Origin of the sequence: Siccibacter colletis (assembly GCF_025914095.1) — a bacterium.
GTDB lineage: Bacteria > Pseudomonadota > Gammaproteobacteria > Enterobacterales > Enterobacteriaceae > Siccibacter > Siccibacter colletis.
In genome coordinates this window covers 787,685-803,600 of record NZ_CP074352.1, presented here as the reverse complement: position 1 = coordinate 803,600, position 15,916 = coordinate 787,685, and the positions used below count along the sequence as shown (strand labels likewise).

The following is a 15,916-nucleotide window of genomic DNA, read 5'->3' as shown; positions in this document are numbered from 1 at the left end:
CAGCAGGCCGCGAATCTGGTAAGCGCGAAGGCGTCAAGCCGAAGTGATTCAGTCCTGTGAATTGACTTTACGTTCGATGGCCTTGAGGCGTTTGCTCATGTCATCGATATTCATCACTAACGCTGCGGTTTTTCGCCATGCTTTATTTGGTTGCAGCGGAATTCCTGAAGAGTATACCCCAGGTTCAGTGATGGGGCGCATTACCATGCCCATCCCTGTTACCGTCACTTTATCACAGATTTCCATGTGACCATTAATCACGCTGGCACCGCCGATCATGCAGTAGCGGCCGATTTTCAGGCTGCCTGCCATGATGACCCCGCCAGCAACGGCGGTATTGTCACCAATCACGACGTTGTGCGCAATCTGGCACTGGTTGTCTATGATAACACCGTTACCGATAACAGTGTCATCCAGCGCACCGCGATCGATCGTGGTACAGGCACCAATTTCAACATTGTTACCGATAATTACACGTCCAATCTGCGGTATTTTAACCCAGTTTCCACGATCGTTGGCATAGCCAAATCCGTCGGAACCAATAACGGTACCAGACTGGATCAGGCAGTTTTCACCAATGTCGATCTCATGATAAACCGAGACGTTGGCCCACAAGCGGGTGTTTGCACCCAGCTTCGTGTTTTTACCAACGAAGCAGCCGGCGCCGATAATAACGTTATCACCCAGCTCAACGCCAGATTCAATAACGGCATTCGCGCCGACAGCCACATTTTTACCCAGCCGCGCGGACGGGTCGATGACGGCGCTCGGGGCGATGTCAGCGGCAGGCTGCGGCGTGGTATCAAGAATTTGCGCCATGCGGGCATAGGTCAGGTACGGATTCTTAACGACCAGTGCAGCACTCTTAGCAAAAGGAAGATCGTCCGACGTCATCACAACGGCGGATGCCTGGCATAATGCCAGTTGCTCACGGTAACGCGGGTTTACCATGAACGTAATGTGTCCCTCGGAAGCAGATTGCATAGACGCGACGCCGGAGATGACGATATCGCCATCTCCGTGCAAGTCTGCATCCAACTGCCGGGCTAAATCAGCCAGTCGAATTGAAGGCATTACTTATTTAACCTGTTTCAGCACGTCTGCAGTGATGTCTTTAACATCGCTGCTGGTGTAAGCAACGGTGTTTGCGTCCAGAACCAGATCGATATCCTGATCGGCTGCAACTTTCTTCACAGCGGTCTGAATACGGGTAACCAGTTTGCCGCGCTCTTCGTTGGAACGACGAGAACGATCCTGTTCAAAGGACTGCGCTTTGCCGGAGAAGTCCTGGCGCTGTGCCATAACGTCTTTTTCCAGCTTGCTGCGTTCGCTCGCTTTCATGGTCGAGCCATCGCGCTGCAGGCGCTGCATTTTGGATTGCAGGTCGGATTCCATGCGTTGCAGTTCACCGGCACGGCCTTTGAACTCATTCTCCAGAGTTTTGGAAACACCTGTGCTCTGAGCAACCTGCTGGAACAGGTTACCCATGTTCACAACGGCAATTTTATCAGCAGCTTGTGCAGACGCCGCCATTGCTAAACCGAGACCTGCAGCAAATAACCACTTTTTCACAATCAACTCCTTACCATCCCATGAGTACCCGAGGGTACCGATTTTTCGCGGGCTACAGGCGGTGCGTAATGCAACCGCCTGACGCCGCTACACTGCATCAGCATTCCTTTGCGACGCGCAATTACCAGGTTTTACCAATGTTAAACTGGAACTGCTCCGCCTTGTCTCCATCGTATTTCTTGAACGGCTGAGAATACGAGAACACCAGTGGTCCTAATGGAGACATCCATTGTAATGCCAGACCGGCCGACATACGGATATTGCTTGGGTCGCTGTAGTCAGGCACGCCTGCTGCCTGCATCGCTGCCGTATTGTCCCAGTTTGTATCCCAGACGCTACCCGCGTCGACAAACAGCGAAGTACGTACGGAGTTCGCATATTTTTCGCTCAGGAATGGCGTCGGGGTGATGAACTCAAGGCTGGCAACGCCCATGGCATTACCGCCGACCGCATCATCAGAACTACAGTAAGTCCCCGCTTCGCAATTTTCGTTATTCGGGCCGAAGTAAACTGCTTTCGGACCGATGTTGTTCGACTGGAAGCCACGCACGGTGCTGGAGCCACCGGCATAGAAGTTCTCATAGAACGGCAGCTCTTTACTGCCAAGACCGTCACCATAGCCCCAACGGGTACGACCCAGAATCACCCACTTATGATCGTCATCGATCGGGAAGTAAGAGGCGGTATCCAGCGTTACCTTGTAGAACTCGTTATCGGAACCTGGCATGGTAACTTTACCATTCAGGTTGACGCGAGAACCTTCGGTCGGGAAGTAACCACGGTCAAGCTTGTTGTACGTCCAGCCATAGTTCAGCGTGAAGTCATCTGCTGAGAAGCCGTTCTCATCGGTCGTGGTCGGGCTGCTCTGACCAACGGAGTCGAGATAGCGCCACATCGCCACCTGCGGCTGCATGTTGGACAGGTCGTTGTGGACATAGCCCAGACCCACGCGCAGCGTGTTGTATTCGTTCACCGGGAAGCCGAGGGTTCCGTCTACACCATAGCTCTTGTTGGTATAGGAGGAGAGATCCGCATCGTCCGCTTTAAAGTCGTTATAGAAGACACGACCACCGAGGCTCACACCGTCTACGGTGAAGTACGGGTTGGTGACAGAGAATTCAGAGTAGGTCTGGTAATCGTTTTTGGTTCCGTTGATGCCAACGGAATAACCGGTACCTAACCAGTTATCCTGCTGAACGCCGACCTGGAAGCTGACGCCACTCTCGGTACCGTAGCCGACACCGAAGTTAAAGCTACCGGTGTTGCGCTCTTTAACTTTGTAGACCACGTCTACCTGGTCCAGGCTGCCCGCTACGCGTTGGGTATCAACGTCAACAGTTTCGAAATAGCCGAGACGGTTCAGACGCTCTTTACCCTGATCGACGAGGTCGCTCCCCAGCCATGCCCCTTCCATCTGACGCATTTCGCGGCGCAGGACGGCATCTTTGGAGGTGCTGTTACCCTCAAAGCGAATGTTACGCACGTAGAAGCGATTACCGGAGTCAACGTTGACGCGCAGCTTAACGGTCTTATCCGCGTCGTTGATTTCCGGCTGACTCTGAACGCGCGGATAGGCGTAACCATAACGACCAAGCAATTTCTTGATGTCGTCTTCCATTTTGGTCACTTTGGTGCCGTTATACAGCTCACCCGGCTCCATTTTGGTCAGGCTTTCGATTTCGGCTGAGTGGCCAGCGAGGTTGCCGCTGACTTCAACACCAGAAATCTTATACTGCTCGCCTTCCGTCACGTTAACGGTGATGTAGATGCCCTTTTTATCCGGCGTCAGGCTGACCTGAGTAGAGTCAATGTTGAAACGTGCGTAGCCGCGATCCAGATAGTAGCTGCGCAGGGTTTCAAGGTCGCCCGCCAGTTTTTGCTTCTGGTATTTACGATCGCCCACTACGTTCCACCACGGCACTTCGTCACGCAGCTGGAACTGAGAAATCAGCTCTTCAGTGCTGAAGGCATGGTTACCGACAATGTTGATCTGCTGAATGGTGGCCGACACGCCTTCCTGGAACACCAGCTTCAGGTCTACGCGGTTACGCGGCAGTGGAGTAACAACCGCTTTCACGCTGGCGCTGTATTTACCTACGCTGTAGTAGAAGTCTTCCAGACCCTTTTCGATATCTGAAAGGGTGGTTCGGTCGAGGGATTCACCCACGCGCACGCTGGAGGCTTCGAGGTTCTGCTTCAGCATGTCATCCTTCACCGACTTGTTGCCGGAGAAAGTAATGCTGGCGATAGTCGGGCGTTCTTTAACCTGAACCAACAGGTTTTCGCCGTCGCGCAGTACCCGCACATCCTCGAAGTTGCCGGTAGCAAACAGGGCGCGAATGGTATTTCCGATATCCTCATCAGTCACCGTGTCGCCTGGGCGCACTGGCATGCTGAGGAGGGCCGCACCAACGGCGACACGCTGAAGGCCTTCGAAATGAATGTCCTTCACTACGAAACCGTCAGCACCGTATACGGTGGCGCTGCTAAACAGCAGCGACGCTATGAGCAACTTTTTCATCGCCATCGTTGTTATGCGTTCTTCCTAACCAAACTCTCATAACCGAGAGAAATCATTGAAAAGTGCAAGCCCCATTAACATCACCAGCAGAATTGAGCCAATGCGATAACTAAAGTCTTGAACTCGCTCGGAAACCGGTCCGCCTTTCAGCTTCTCAACCGCTAAGAATAGCAAGTGCCCACCATCCAGTACCGGCAGAGGGAACAGATTGATTATCCCGAGATTCACGCTAATCAGCGCCAGAAACATCAGGAAGTAGATCAACCCATACTCTGCGGATACTCCTGCTCCCTGAGCAATGGAGATGGGTCCACTAAGGTTGTTAAGCTTAACGTCACCGGTTATTAATTTCCCCAGCATGTTAACCGTCAGCTTCATCAGCTGCCACGTCTTTGCCGTGGCTTCGATAATCGCGTTGAACGGCCCATACTGGCGCAACACTTTGTATTCATCAGACAGAGGAATGATTTTCGGAACCACGCCCGCAAAACCCTCTGCCTGACCACTGCTACCGGGCTTTGTATCCGGTATCAGCGATAAAGACAAGGAACTCCCTTGCCTCTCGACTTCTAACGCCAGTGCTTTCCCCGGATTATCGCGTACCAGGGTGACAAATGACATCCACGACGTCAATAACTGACCATCGACTTTAACGATCCTGTCGCCCGCTTGCAAACCTGCTTTGCTTGCGGCGGAATTCTGCTGCACCTCATCAAGCACCGGTTCAATCTGCGGTCCCTTCGGGCGTAAACCCAGCGACGCAACCGGATCCTCACGGTCAGGCTCGAAGTGCCAGTCGCGTAAATCAAGGGTTTTGTCGCTGCGCGCGCTATTGCCAGGCGATGTGACCGAAAGCGTTGTGCTTTCTTCGCCAATTTTTGCGACCAGCGCTAAGCGCACAGCATCCCAGTCAGGCGTTTCGATACCGTCGATAGCTTTTAGTTCCGCGCCCGGCTGAATTTGTGCCTGGGCAGCAATGGAATTGGGCGCAATTTCACCAATCACGGGCTTCACACTGGGTACGCCGATAATAAATACCAGCCAGTATGCGAAAACGGCGAAGATGAAATTTGCCACCGGGCCGGCAGCGATGATCGCCGCACGCTGTGCGACGGTTTTGTTATTGAAGGCGCGGTGACGTAATTCAGGAATAACCGGCTCGACGCGTTCGTCGAGCATTTTCACGTAGCCACCTAGCGGGATCAGGGCAATGACAAACTCGGTGCCGTGGCGGTCGGTACGCTGCCACAGCGCTTTGCCAAAGCCGATAGAGAAGCGCTCAACGCGGACACCGCAGCGACGAGCAACCCAAAAATGGCCGAACTCGTGCACGGTAATCAGAATGCCCAGCGCAACGATAAAGGCCATTAAATTCCAGAGGATGCTCAGCATAGTACCTTCCGTCAGACGGTCCCGAAGACCAGCAGTAACAGGCAGGCAAATACCGGTACCGCCGCCGTCAGGCTATCGATGCGATCCAGAATGCCGCCGTGGCCGGGAATTAAATTGCCGCTATCCTTGATGCCGGCTTCACGCTTGAACATGCTTTCGGTGAGATCGCCCAGCACCGAGGCCAGCGCAGCGACAATCGAGGATACCAATAGTACCACCGGCGCAACTTCCAGCTTTGCAAAAGTGCCGTAGAGCCAGGCGATAACCGCAGCGGTAAACAGGCCGCCGATGAAGCCCTGCCAGGTTTTGCCCGGCGATACTTTCGGGGCAAGCTTATGTTTGCCGAATTTCTTACCGAAGATATAAGCGCCAGAGTCCGCGCCCCACACCAGAAACATGACGTAGAGCAGCCAGATAGCCCCGCTGTAGTGATTACTGTCGTAGTGCCATGAGCGCAGCGCCACCATACCCCAGAAGAATGGCACGATGGTCAGGAAGCCAAATATCAGACGCAGCACCTTTGATTCACGCCACAGAGACGCCGAACCGGGGTAGAACAGTACCAGCAGCAGTGCGGCTAACCACCAGCCAAGTGATGCCCAGAGTGAAAACTCAATGAGCGGCAGGCGCGCGGTGTGGTGATATTCCGGCAGCGTGAAGAGCATGACGGCCAGCAGCAGCCCGCACAGGACTGCGAGCCAGACACGCTGACCACGCGCGGCAAAACCGCAGAACTGCCCCCACTCCCAGGCAGCCAGCATGCAGACCAGCAGCGTAGCGATGGCAAAGCCAGCCGGCGGCAGCAAGAACAGCGCTGCGATAACAACCGGAATCATGACAAATGCGGAAATCAGGCGATACTTCAGCAAAAGCTACCCCCATCAGGCAACATCACCACCGGGTTCTGTGCCGCCAAAACGACGCTCTCGGTTTGCGAACGCATCAAGCGCCCCCTCAAAGTCTTGTTCATCAAAATCAGGCCAGAGAACATCTGTAAAATAGAGTTCCGCATAGGCTATCTGCCAGAGCAGGAAGTTACTAATGCGATGCTCTCCGCCTGTCCTAATTACCAGGTCAACGGGAGCCAGCTCATTCATACAGAGTTGCTGGTTCAGCAGCTCTTCATCAATGCTTTCAGGGCGTAATAGCCCTTCCTGAACCTGCGTCGCAAGTTGCCTCACTCCCTGAATAATATCCCAGCGTCCACCGTAATTCGCCGCGATGTTTAGCGTCAGCCCGGTGTTCTGGCTCGTCAGCGTCTCAGCTTTGACGATGCGCTCCTGCAGACGCGTATTAAAGCGGCTGGTATCGCCAATAATGCGTAAACGCACGTTGTGGCGATGCAGGCTTTTCACCTCGCTGTCGAGCGCCCAGACAAACAGCTCCATCAGCGCGCTGACTTCCTGTGCGGGGCGATTCCAGTTCTCGCTGCTAAAAGCATAAAGCGTAAGCGCATCAATGCCATTATTTGCTGCAAAAGAAACTGCACGGCGAACCGATTTAGCTCCCGCTTTATGTCCAAACGCTCTTATTTTTCCCTGTCTTTTCGCCCAACGGCCATTGCCATCCATAATGATGGCCACATGGCGGCAGCCATGTGCAGGTAAGTGTTCGCTTAATGGTTGGTTAGCAGACAACATAACGCGTTTTTATTCCCTGATAAGGATTAAGCGGTACTCTGGAATACTGAAGCCCTCAGCATAAAAAAGCCGTGCAAATTCACGGCTTACCTGAACGTTAGTGATTTATCACCCGCGTTCAGGTGGCGCAGACTATATCACTGAAGCACATAGCGAACAAATGGCACAGGCCCCGCTGCGGGAATAATCACCGCCCTGCGAGACGTGTCACTTCGCTCTGTGCAACTGCGCGTGCATTCTCATCCACCGCCAGCACTTCTTCCACGCTCTCCGGTTCGCGTAAATCCATGACGTTCAACACGTCCTCGTTAATGCGAGCGATATCCGTAAAGCGAATACGATCGTCCAGGAAAGCCGCTACCGCGATTTCATTTGCTGCATTCAGCGCCGTGGTGGCAGCCTGCCCGTTATCAAAAGCGGTCATTGCCAGCCTGAGGCAGGGATAGCGCTGAAAATCAGGGGCGCAGAAGCTAAGCGAGCCCACTTTACAGAAATCGAGTGCCGCAACGCCTGATGTCACACGTTCAGGCCAGGCCATCGTATGCGCGATAGGTGTACGCATATCCGGCTCGCCCAACTGTGCCAGCACGCTACCGTCCAGATAGCGCACCATCGAATGGATCATGGACTGCGGATGAATTAATACTTCCATCTGTTTTGCTGACGCATTAAACAGCCAGCGGGCTTCAATATATTCGAGACCTTTATTCATCATGGTGGCCGAATCAACGGAGATCTTACGTCCCATCGACCAGTTTGGATGGCGGCATGCCTGCTCGGGCGTCATATCAGCCAGCGCATCTAAAGCCGTATCGCGAAACGGGCCACCCGATCCGGTGAGAATAATCGACGAGACGCCGTTACTCTCCAGATCAGCGTATCCCAGGTTACGCTGAATTGTTTCGGGCAAACTCTGAAAAATGGCGTTGTGCTCGCTGTCCACCGGCAAAAGCCGTGCGCCACTACGCTTCACGGCATCCATAAACAGACGACCACAAGTCACCAGCGACTCTTTGTTCGCCAGCAAAATCTGTTTACCCGCGCCAATCGCTGACAGCGTAGGCAGCAAGCCTGCCGCTCCAACGATCGCCGCCATCACCTGATCGACATCGCTCAGCGCCGCCATTTCGCACGCCGCGTCGCGTCCGGCCATCACTTCAGTAACGCAACCGGCCTCACGCAGCTGAGTGCGTAGCGCCGCCGCGCTGGCTTCATCGTCCATTACCGCGAAACGCGGCCTGAATTCGAGGCACTGTTCGACCATACGGGCCACATTCTTTCCGGCGACCAGCGCGGTAACCGCAAACTGCTCCGGATTACGACGAACGACATCTAATGTGCTGCAACCGATAGAGCCGGTCGAGCCGAGTATGGTCAATTGCTTCATGGGATACTCACAGGAAAAGCGGTTAATGCGCCTTACGCGCCGGGAAATAAAAAACGCCGCCAGCAAAAGCCGCTCTGGACGACTCTTCTGTACGGCGTTTAGTCTGCCACGATGCCGTTAATTAAAACTGCATCAGCTCAGCTTCTTTATCGGCCAGAGCCGCATCCACTTTCTTGATGGCAGCGTCAGTCATTTTTTGCACGTCGTCCTGTGAACGACGGTCATCATCTTCGCTGATCTCTTTCTCTTTCAGCAGCGCTTTGACTTTATCGTTCGCATCACGGCGCACGTTACGTACCGCAACGCGAGCCTGTTCTGCTTCACCGCGCACCACTTTGATCAGGTCTTTACGACGCTCTTCGGTCAGCGCCGGCAGCGGAACGCGAATATCGGTGCCCGCTGAACTTGGGTTCAGACCCAGATCGGAGGCCATGATCGCTTTCTCAACGGCCGGGCCCATAGAGCGGTCAAAGACGTTGATTTTCAGAGTGCGGGTGTCTTCTACGGTGACGCTGGCCAGCTGGCGCAGCGGCGTAGGCGTACCGTAATATTCGACGACGATCCCGTCGAGCAGGCTCGGGGAAGCGCGACCGGTACGGACTTTGCTGATTTGGGTTTTGAAAGCCTCAACGCATTTTTCCATGCGCACTTCGGCATCTTTTCTGATATCGCTGATCACGTTACGAATCCTTGAAAACTTGCTTTTCGGCAGACCAGACTTGCGGCACCGCCTTCAGGGGTGTGCTAAGTATAGCCCGTTTAATTCATGGTACCTTCCGGCAACCAGGCATCAAAGCCTGCAGATGAAGCGGAATAGTACCCGTATTTGCGGCAGACGGAAATTACTCCGTAATCAAAGTGCCTTCTTTCTCACCCATCACCACGCGACGCAGTGCACCAGGCTTATTCATGTTAAATACTCGAATCGGCAGTTTATGGTCGCGCGCCAGCGTAAAGGCCGCCAGATCCATCACCTTGAGTTCACGTTCCAGCACGTCCTGATAGGTCAGCTGATCGTACAGGGTTGCGGCAGGATCTTTCATCGGATCGGCAGAGTAAACGCCGTCCACTTTGGTGGCTTTCAGCACCACGTCGGCTTCGATTTCAATGCCGCGCAGGCAGGCTGCGGAGTCGGTGGTGAAGAACGGGTTGCCGGTACCGGCAGAGAGGATCACCACGCGGTTGTTGCGCAGCAGGCTGATGGCTTCTGCCCAGCTGTAGTTGTCGCACACGCCGTTCAACGGAATGGCAGACATCAGGCGAGCGTTCACATAGGCGCGGTGGAGGGCGTCGCGCATTGCGAGGCCGTTCATTACCGTCGCCAGCATGCCCATGTGGTCGCCCACGACGCGGTTCATACCCGCTTTTGCGAGGCCAGCACCGCGGAACAGGTTACCGCCGCCGATCACCACCCCAACCTGAATACCCAGTTCAACCAGCTCTTTGATCTCCTGCGCCATACGATCCAGTATGCTCGCATCAATACCGAAACCTTCTGCGCCCTGGAGTGCTTCGCCACTCAGCTTGAGCAGAATGCGTTTATAGACGGGTTTTGCGTTGGTAGCCATGTTTCTTTCCTGGAACAGTCTATGAATGGGGATGGTCAAATCGAACGACACATAATGCGTCTCTTCCTCAGCCTGAACGAATCGGAGCAGACTGAATTTATGTCGGCTTTATACCCAATGTGCGGGTGCGGGAGGTGACACGGGTATAAAAAGGAGCCGCCCTCAGGCGGCTCCTTTACAGCATTAAGACTGCTTGGACATTGCAGCAACTTCTGCTGCGAAGTCAGTCTCAACTTTCTCGATGCCTTCACCCACTTCGAAGCGGATGAAGCTGGTTACGTCAGCGTTATGCTCTTTGAGCAGCTGAGCAACGGTTTTGCTCGGATCGATAACGAAAGGCTGGCCAGTCAGAGAAACTTCGCCGGTGAATTTCTTCATGCGGCCTTCAACCATTTTCTCTGCGATTTCTTTCGGCTTGCCAGACTGCATGGCGATGTCCAGCTGAACCTGGTACTCTTTCTCAACCACTTCAGCAGACACGTCTTCCGGCTTAACGAATTCCGGCTTGCTTGCAGCAACGTGCATTGCCAGCTGTTTAACCAGCTCTTCGTCAGCGCCAGTTGCAGCGATCAGAACGCCGATGCGCGCGCCGTGCAGGTAGCTGCCCAGCACATCGCCTTCCAGGGAAGAAACGCGACGGATGTTGATGTTCTCACCGATTTTAGCAACCAGGGCAACACGCTCTTCTTCGAACTGTGCTTTCAGAACTTCAACGTCAGTGATTTTGCCAGCAAAGGCTGCATCCAGCACTTTGTCTGCGAATGCCTGGAAACCGCCATCTTTAGCAACGAAGTCAGTCTGGCAGTTAACTTCCAGAATCACACCGTAGTTGCCTTCGATCTTAGTTTTGATAACGCCGTCAGCAGCAACGTTGCCTGCTTTTTTCGCCGCTTTGATCGCACCAGACTTACGCATGTTTTCGATTGCCAGCTCGATGTCGCCGTTAGCTTCGGACAGTGCTTTCTTACAATCCATCATGCCAGCGCCAGTACGTTCGCGCAGCTCTTTTACCAGGGAAGCGGTAATTTCAGCCATTCTATAATCCTCGGTTATCTCGTACGGGGAGATATACCCTACCGGCCTCAGGTTACAGTGATGTGCCGCAACGTGAATGCGAGTGGGTATAGTTCTGACTTGCCGGAGCAGATGTCTGACACGCCAGACTCAAAAAAAAGGGGGCCTGAGACAGGCCCCCTAACCAAACTTGTTACTACCTGGTTAATAAGGGCTCAAGACGAGCAAACCTTATTATTCAGCTTCTACGAAGCTCTCTTCCGCCTGAGAAGCCAGATCCTGAGAACGGCCTTCGCGCACGGTAGCGGCAACAGCGTTCAGGTACAGGCTTACAGCACGGATTGCATCGTCGTTACCCGGGATAACGAAGTCAACGCCGTCTGGATCGGAGTTGGTATCAACGATAGCAAATACCGGGATACCCAGGTTATTTGCTTCTTTGATAGCGATGTGTTCGTGGTCGGCGTCGATAACAAACAGAGCGTCCGGCAGACCACCCATGTCTTTGATACCGCCCAGGCTGTTCTCAAGCTTTTCCAGCTCGCGAGTGCGCATCAGCGCTTCTTTCTTGGTCAGCTTGTCGAAAGTGCCGTCCTGGGACTGAGTTTCCAGGTCTTTCAGACGCTTGATGGACTGACGAACGGTTTTCCAGTTAGTCAGCATACCGCCCAGCCAGCGATGGTTCACGAAGAACTGGTCGCAGCTGTTCGCAGCGTCTTTTACCGCTTCGCTTGCAGCGCGCTTGGTACCAACGAAAAGGATTTTACCTTTACGAGAAGAGATCTTGTTCAGCTCAGCCAGGGCTTCGTTGAACATCGGTACGGTCTGCTCAAGGTTGATGATGTGAACTTTGTTACGCGCGCCGAAGATGAAAGGCTTCATTTTCGGGTTCCAGTAACGGGTCTGGTGACCAAAGTGAACACCAGCCTTGAGCATGTCGCGCATGGAAACAGTTGCCATGTTTAAAACCTCTATATAAATGTGTGGGGTTATGCCTCCACGTATCCCATATTACCGACCCCGAAGGGCACCCCGGAATATGTGCCGATACGTGTGTGTAATTACACAATGTGAGCGTAGTAGCCTCTGTGCCCGACAGGCGGTACAGAAGTCCGGCGCGCTTTATATCATAAAAGCGCTGACGACACCAATAGTTGTTGACGCATCCCGGTGCCAGTGATTCTCAATTTGGCACCTCCGGGCGGCCCTGATACCATTAACGCCTGACTCATAATTATTGTCGAAATTCCGGCAACTGCGGACTTCATTCATGGCTATCTCAATTAAAACCCCAGAAGAAATCGAAAAAATGCGCGTCGCGGGCAGGCTTGCCGCTGAAGTGCTGGAGATGATCGAATCCCACGTCAAACCCGGCGTCAGCACCGGCGAGCTGGATCGCATCTGCAACGACTATATCGTTAATCAGCAGCAGGCGGTCTCTGCGAGCCTCGGCTATCACGGTTTCCCGAAATCAGTCTGCATCTCAATCAACGAAGTGGTGTGCCACGGTATTCCTGATGACGGTAAGCTGCTGAAAGACGGCGATATCGTGAACATCGACGTTACCGTTATCAAAGATGAATACCACGGCGATACCTCTAAAATGTTTATCGTCGGCAAGCCGACCATCCTCGGTGAGCGCCTGTGCCGCATCACCCAGGAGAGTCTCTACGTAGCGCTGCGCATGGTCAAACCAGGCATCCGTCTGCGCGAGCTTGGCGCGGCGATTCAGAAATTCGTCGAAGCAGAAGGTTTCTCCGTGGTGCGCGAATACTGCGGTCACGGCATTGGCCGCGGCTTCCACGAAGAGCCGCAGGTGCTGCACTATGATGCAGATGACGGCGGCGTAGTGCTGCAGCAGGGCATGACGTTTACCGTTGAGCCGATGGTCAACGCTGGCGACTACCGCATCCGCACTATGAAAGATGGCTGGACGGTGAAAACCAAAGATCGCAGCTTGTCTGCGCAGTACGAGCATACTATTGTGGTGACCGATAACGGCTGCGAAATTCTCACGTTGCGTAAGGATGACACCATCCCCAACGTCATTTCGCATAACGACTAATAAGAAGCCGGCAGATGCCGGCTTTTTTTATGGGCGGCGCTTTTATGAGTCACAGTTTACCCGAACAGTATGCCAACACCGCGCTGCCGACCCTTCCCGGCCAGCCGGACAACCCCACCTCATGGCCACAGCACGCCCTGTGCTGCGCGCAAACCAAAACCCGTATCGAGAACTTTCAGCGCTGGCTCGCCGACGCCTTCGATCACGGCGTGGCGGTGACCGAGCTGGTGGAAGCCCGCACCGAGTTTGTCGATCAACTGCTGCAGCGCCTGTGGATTGACGCCGGCTTTGCCGATCGCAGCGACATGGCGCTGGTGGCGGTAGGTGGTTACGGGCGGGGCGAACTGCATCCGCTTTCCGACATTGACCTGCTGATCCTGAGCCGTAAGCGTCTGCCCGACGAAGACGCGCAAAAGGTGGGCGAGCTGCTGACGCTGCTGTGGGATATCAAGCTGGAAGTGGGCCACAGCGTACGCACCCTGGAAGAGTGCCTGCTTGAAGGGCTGGGGGATCTTACCGTCGCCACCAACCTGATTGAGTCCCGGCTGTTGATCGGCGATGTCGCGCTGTTTCTGGAGCTACAGAAACACATTTTCAGCGACGGCTTCTGGCCGTCGGATAAGTTTTTCGCCGCCAAAGTTGAAGAGCAGAACGAACGCCACCAGCGCTATCACGGCACCAGCTACAACCTTGAACCGGATATCAAAAGCAGTCCCGGCGGCCTGCGCGACATTCACACCCTGCAGTGGGTGGCGCGCCGTCACTTCGGTGCCACGTCGCTCAGCGAGATGCTCAACTTCGGCTTTTTAACCCCTGCCGAACGCACCGAACTCGACGAGTGCCTGCACCAGCTGTGGCGTATCCGCTTCGCGCTACACCTTGAGCTGACCCGCTACGACAACCGCCTGCTGTTCGATCGCCAGCTCAGCGTCGCCCAGCGCCTGAACTACAGCGGCGACGGTAACGAACCGGTCGAACAGATGATGAAGGTGTTCTACCGCGTCACGCGCCGGGTGGGTGAACTCAACCAGATGCTGCTTCAGCTGTTTGATGAGGCGATCCTCGCCCTGCCCGCGGATGAAAAACCGCGCCCCATCGACGACGATTTTCAGCTGCGCGGCAGTCTGATCGATCTGCGTGACGAAGCGCTGTTTATCCGCGAGCCGCAGGCGATTATGCGCATGTTTCATATCATGGTCCGCAATCGCGATATCAGCGGTATCTACTCGGCGACCCTGCGGCATCTGCGTCACGCGCGCCGGCATCTGGCGCAGCCGCTGTGTTACATCCCTGAAGCACGCGCACTGTTTATGTCACTGCTGCGCCATCCCGGCGCGGTTAAGCGCGGCCTGCTGCCGATGCATCGCCACAGCGTGCTGGGGGCGTACATGCCACAGTGGTCGCACATCGTGGGCCAGATGCAGTTTGACCTGTTCCACGCCTACACCGTCGATGAACACACCCTGCGTGTGCTGCTGAAGCTGGAGAGCTTTGCCAGCGAAGAGACGCGGGCAAAACATCCGCTGTGCGTTGACCTCTGGCCGCGTCTGTCACACCCGGAGCTGATTCTGATTGCCGCGCTGTTCCACGACATCGCCAAAGGACGCGGCGGCGACCACTCGATCCTTGGTGCCCAGGACGTGCTCGCCTTCGCCGAACTGCACGGGCTGAACTCCCGGGAAACCCAGCTTATCGCCTGGCTGGTGCGCCAGCACCTGTTGATGTCGGTCACCGCCCAGCGCCGCGATATTCAGGACCCGGAAGTGATCCGCCAGTTTGCCAGCGAAGTGCAGACCGAAAATCGCCTGCGTTACCTGCTGTGCCTGACGGTCGCCGACATCTGCGCCACCAACGAAACCCTGTGGAACAGCTGGAAGCAGAGCCTGTTGCGTGAGCTTTACTTCGCCACTGAGAAGCAGCTGCGCCGCGGGATGCAGAACACCCCGGACATGCGCGAGCGCGTGCGTCATCATCAGGTGCAGGCGCTGGCCCTGCTGCGCATGGACAACATCAACGAAGAGGCGCTGCACCATATCTGGGCGCGCTGCCGTGCCAACTACTTCGTGCGCCACAGCCCAAACCAGCTGGCATGGCACGCTCGCCATCTGCTCAATCACGATCTGACGCAGCCGCTGATTTTATTAAGCCCGCAGGCAACGCGCGGCGGCACCGAGATCTTTATCTGGAGCCCGGACCGCCCTTATCTGTTCGCTGCGGTATGCGCCGAACTTGACCGGCGTAATCTCAGCGTGCACGACGCGCAGATCTTCACCACCCGCGACGGCATGGCGATGGACTCCTTTATCGTGCTGGAGCCTGACGGCAGCCCGCTCTCCGGGGACCGCCACGAGGCGATTCGTCACGGGCTCGAACAGGCGATCTCCCAGCGCACCTGGCAGCCGCCTCAGCCGCGGCGCCAGCCGGCGAAACTACGCCACTTTAACGTTGATACCGAGGTCAACTTCCTGCCGACCCATACCGACCGCCGCACGTTTCTTGAGCTGATTGCCCTCGACCAGCCAGGGCTGCTGGCGCGGGTCGGCCAGGTGTTTGCCGACCTTGGAATTTCGCTGCACGGGGCGAGAATTTCGACAATTGGCGAGCGAGTAGAAGATTTATTTATAATCGCGACCGCCGACCGGCGTGGCCTTAATAATGTGCTCCAGCAGGAAGTACAACAACGGTTGACAGCGGCCCTCAATCCAAACGATAAAGGTCAATGAATTTATTGAACCTACGTAAACATCAGGAAAGAGT

At 55.0% G+C, this 15,916-nt stretch carries 13 protein-coding genes; 2 read left to right on the top strand and 11 right to left on the bottom strand.

The features are described 5' to 3' along the window. Positions 1-48: 48 nt before the first annotated feature. The 11 genes from lpxD to rpsB form a co-directional block, all read right to left on the bottom strand. A complete protein-coding gene (gene lpxD, locus KFZ77_RS03895) occupies positions 49-1,074 on the bottom strand; it encodes a UDP-3-O-(3-hydroxymyristoyl)glucosamine N-acyltransferase (RefSeq protein ID WP_031518435.1) in 1,026 nt (341 codons plus the stop codon). A gap of 3 nt (positions 1,075-1,077) precedes the next feature. Beyond that, positions 1,078-1,572, bottom strand: a complete 495-nt coding sequence (skp, locus tag KFZ77_RS03890) for a molecular chaperone Skp (protein WP_264385490.1) — start codon at positions 1,570-1,572, stop codon at positions 1,078-1,080. A gap of 121 nt (positions 1,573-1,693) precedes the next feature. Further along, the gene (gene bamA, locus KFZ77_RS03885) at positions 1,694-4,099 is read right to left on the bottom strand and encodes an outer membrane protein assembly factor BamA (protein ID WP_264385489.1); all 2,406 of its coding nucleotides are present in this window, start codon (positions 4,097-4,099) and stop codon (positions 1,694-1,696) included. Between the two features lie 30 nt (positions 4,100-4,129). Beyond that, positions 4,130-5,485 carry a sigma E protease regulator RseP gene (rseP, locus tag KFZ77_RS03880; protein WP_031518441.1) on the bottom strand — a complete coding sequence of 452 codons (1,356 nt, stop codon included), beginning with the start codon at positions 5,483-5,485 and terminating at the stop codon, positions 4,130-4,132. A gap of 11 nt (positions 5,486-5,496) precedes the next feature. Further along, positions 5,497-6,354, bottom strand: a complete 858-nt coding sequence (cdsA, locus tag KFZ77_RS03875) for a phosphatidate cytidylyltransferase (RefSeq protein ID WP_031518442.1) — start codon at positions 6,352-6,354, stop codon at positions 5,497-5,499. Positions 6,355-6,366: 12 nt separating this feature from the next. Then, positions 6,367-7,125, bottom strand: a complete 759-nt coding sequence (gene ispU, locus KFZ77_RS03870; RefSeq protein ID WP_031518444.1) for a (2E,6E)-farnesyl-diphosphate-specific ditrans,polycis-undecaprenyl-diphosphate synthase — start codon at positions 7,123-7,125, stop codon at positions 6,367-6,369. 187 nt (positions 7,126-7,312) lie between these two features. Then, a complete protein-coding gene (gene ispC, locus KFZ77_RS03865; RefSeq protein WP_031518446.1) occupies positions 7,313-8,512 on the bottom strand; it encodes a 1-deoxy-D-xylulose-5-phosphate reductoisomerase in 1,200 nt (399 codons plus the stop codon). 121 nt (positions 8,513-8,633) lie between these two features. Continuing rightward, positions 8,634-9,191, bottom strand: a complete 558-nt coding sequence (frr, locus tag KFZ77_RS03860) for a ribosome recycling factor (RefSeq protein ID WP_264385488.1) — start codon at positions 9,189-9,191, stop codon at positions 8,634-8,636. A gap of 163 nt (positions 9,192-9,354) precedes the next feature. After that, positions 9,355-10,080 carry a UMP kinase gene (gene pyrH, locus KFZ77_RS03855; RefSeq protein ID WP_031518450.1) on the bottom strand — a complete coding sequence of 242 codons (726 nt, stop codon included), beginning with the start codon at positions 10,078-10,080 and terminating at the stop codon, positions 9,355-9,357. Positions 10,081-10,263: 183 nt separating this feature from the next. Continuing rightward, positions 10,264-11,115: a translation elongation factor Ts gene (gene tsf / locus KFZ77_RS03850; protein ID WP_031518452.1), complete on the bottom strand. Its 852-nt coding sequence runs from the start codon at positions 11,113-11,115 to the stop codon at positions 10,264-10,266. 213 nt (positions 11,116-11,328) lie between these two features. After that, positions 11,329-12,054 (bottom strand): 30S ribosomal protein S2, encoded by a 726-nt coding sequence (gene rpsB, locus KFZ77_RS03845; RefSeq protein WP_024549340.1) that lies wholly within the window; start codon positions 12,052-12,054, stop codon positions 11,329-11,331. Positions 12,055-12,364: 310 nt separating this feature from the next. Between rpsB and map the strand changes: the two genes are divergently transcribed. Together map and glnD are read left to right on the top strand one after the other, a co-directional pair. After that, complete coding sequence (gene map, locus KFZ77_RS03840; RefSeq protein ID WP_031518454.1) at positions 12,365-13,159, top strand: type I methionyl aminopeptidase; 795 nt, start codon at positions 12,365-12,367, stop codon at positions 13,157-13,159. A gap of 44 nt (positions 13,160-13,203) precedes the next feature. Beyond that, positions 13,204-15,882: a bifunctional uridylyltransferase/uridylyl-removing protein GlnD gene (gene glnD, locus KFZ77_RS03835; RefSeq protein ID WP_264385487.1), complete on the top strand. Its 2,679-nt coding sequence runs from the start codon at positions 13,204-13,206 to the stop codon at positions 15,880-15,882. Positions 15,883-15,916: the final 34 nt, after the last annotated feature.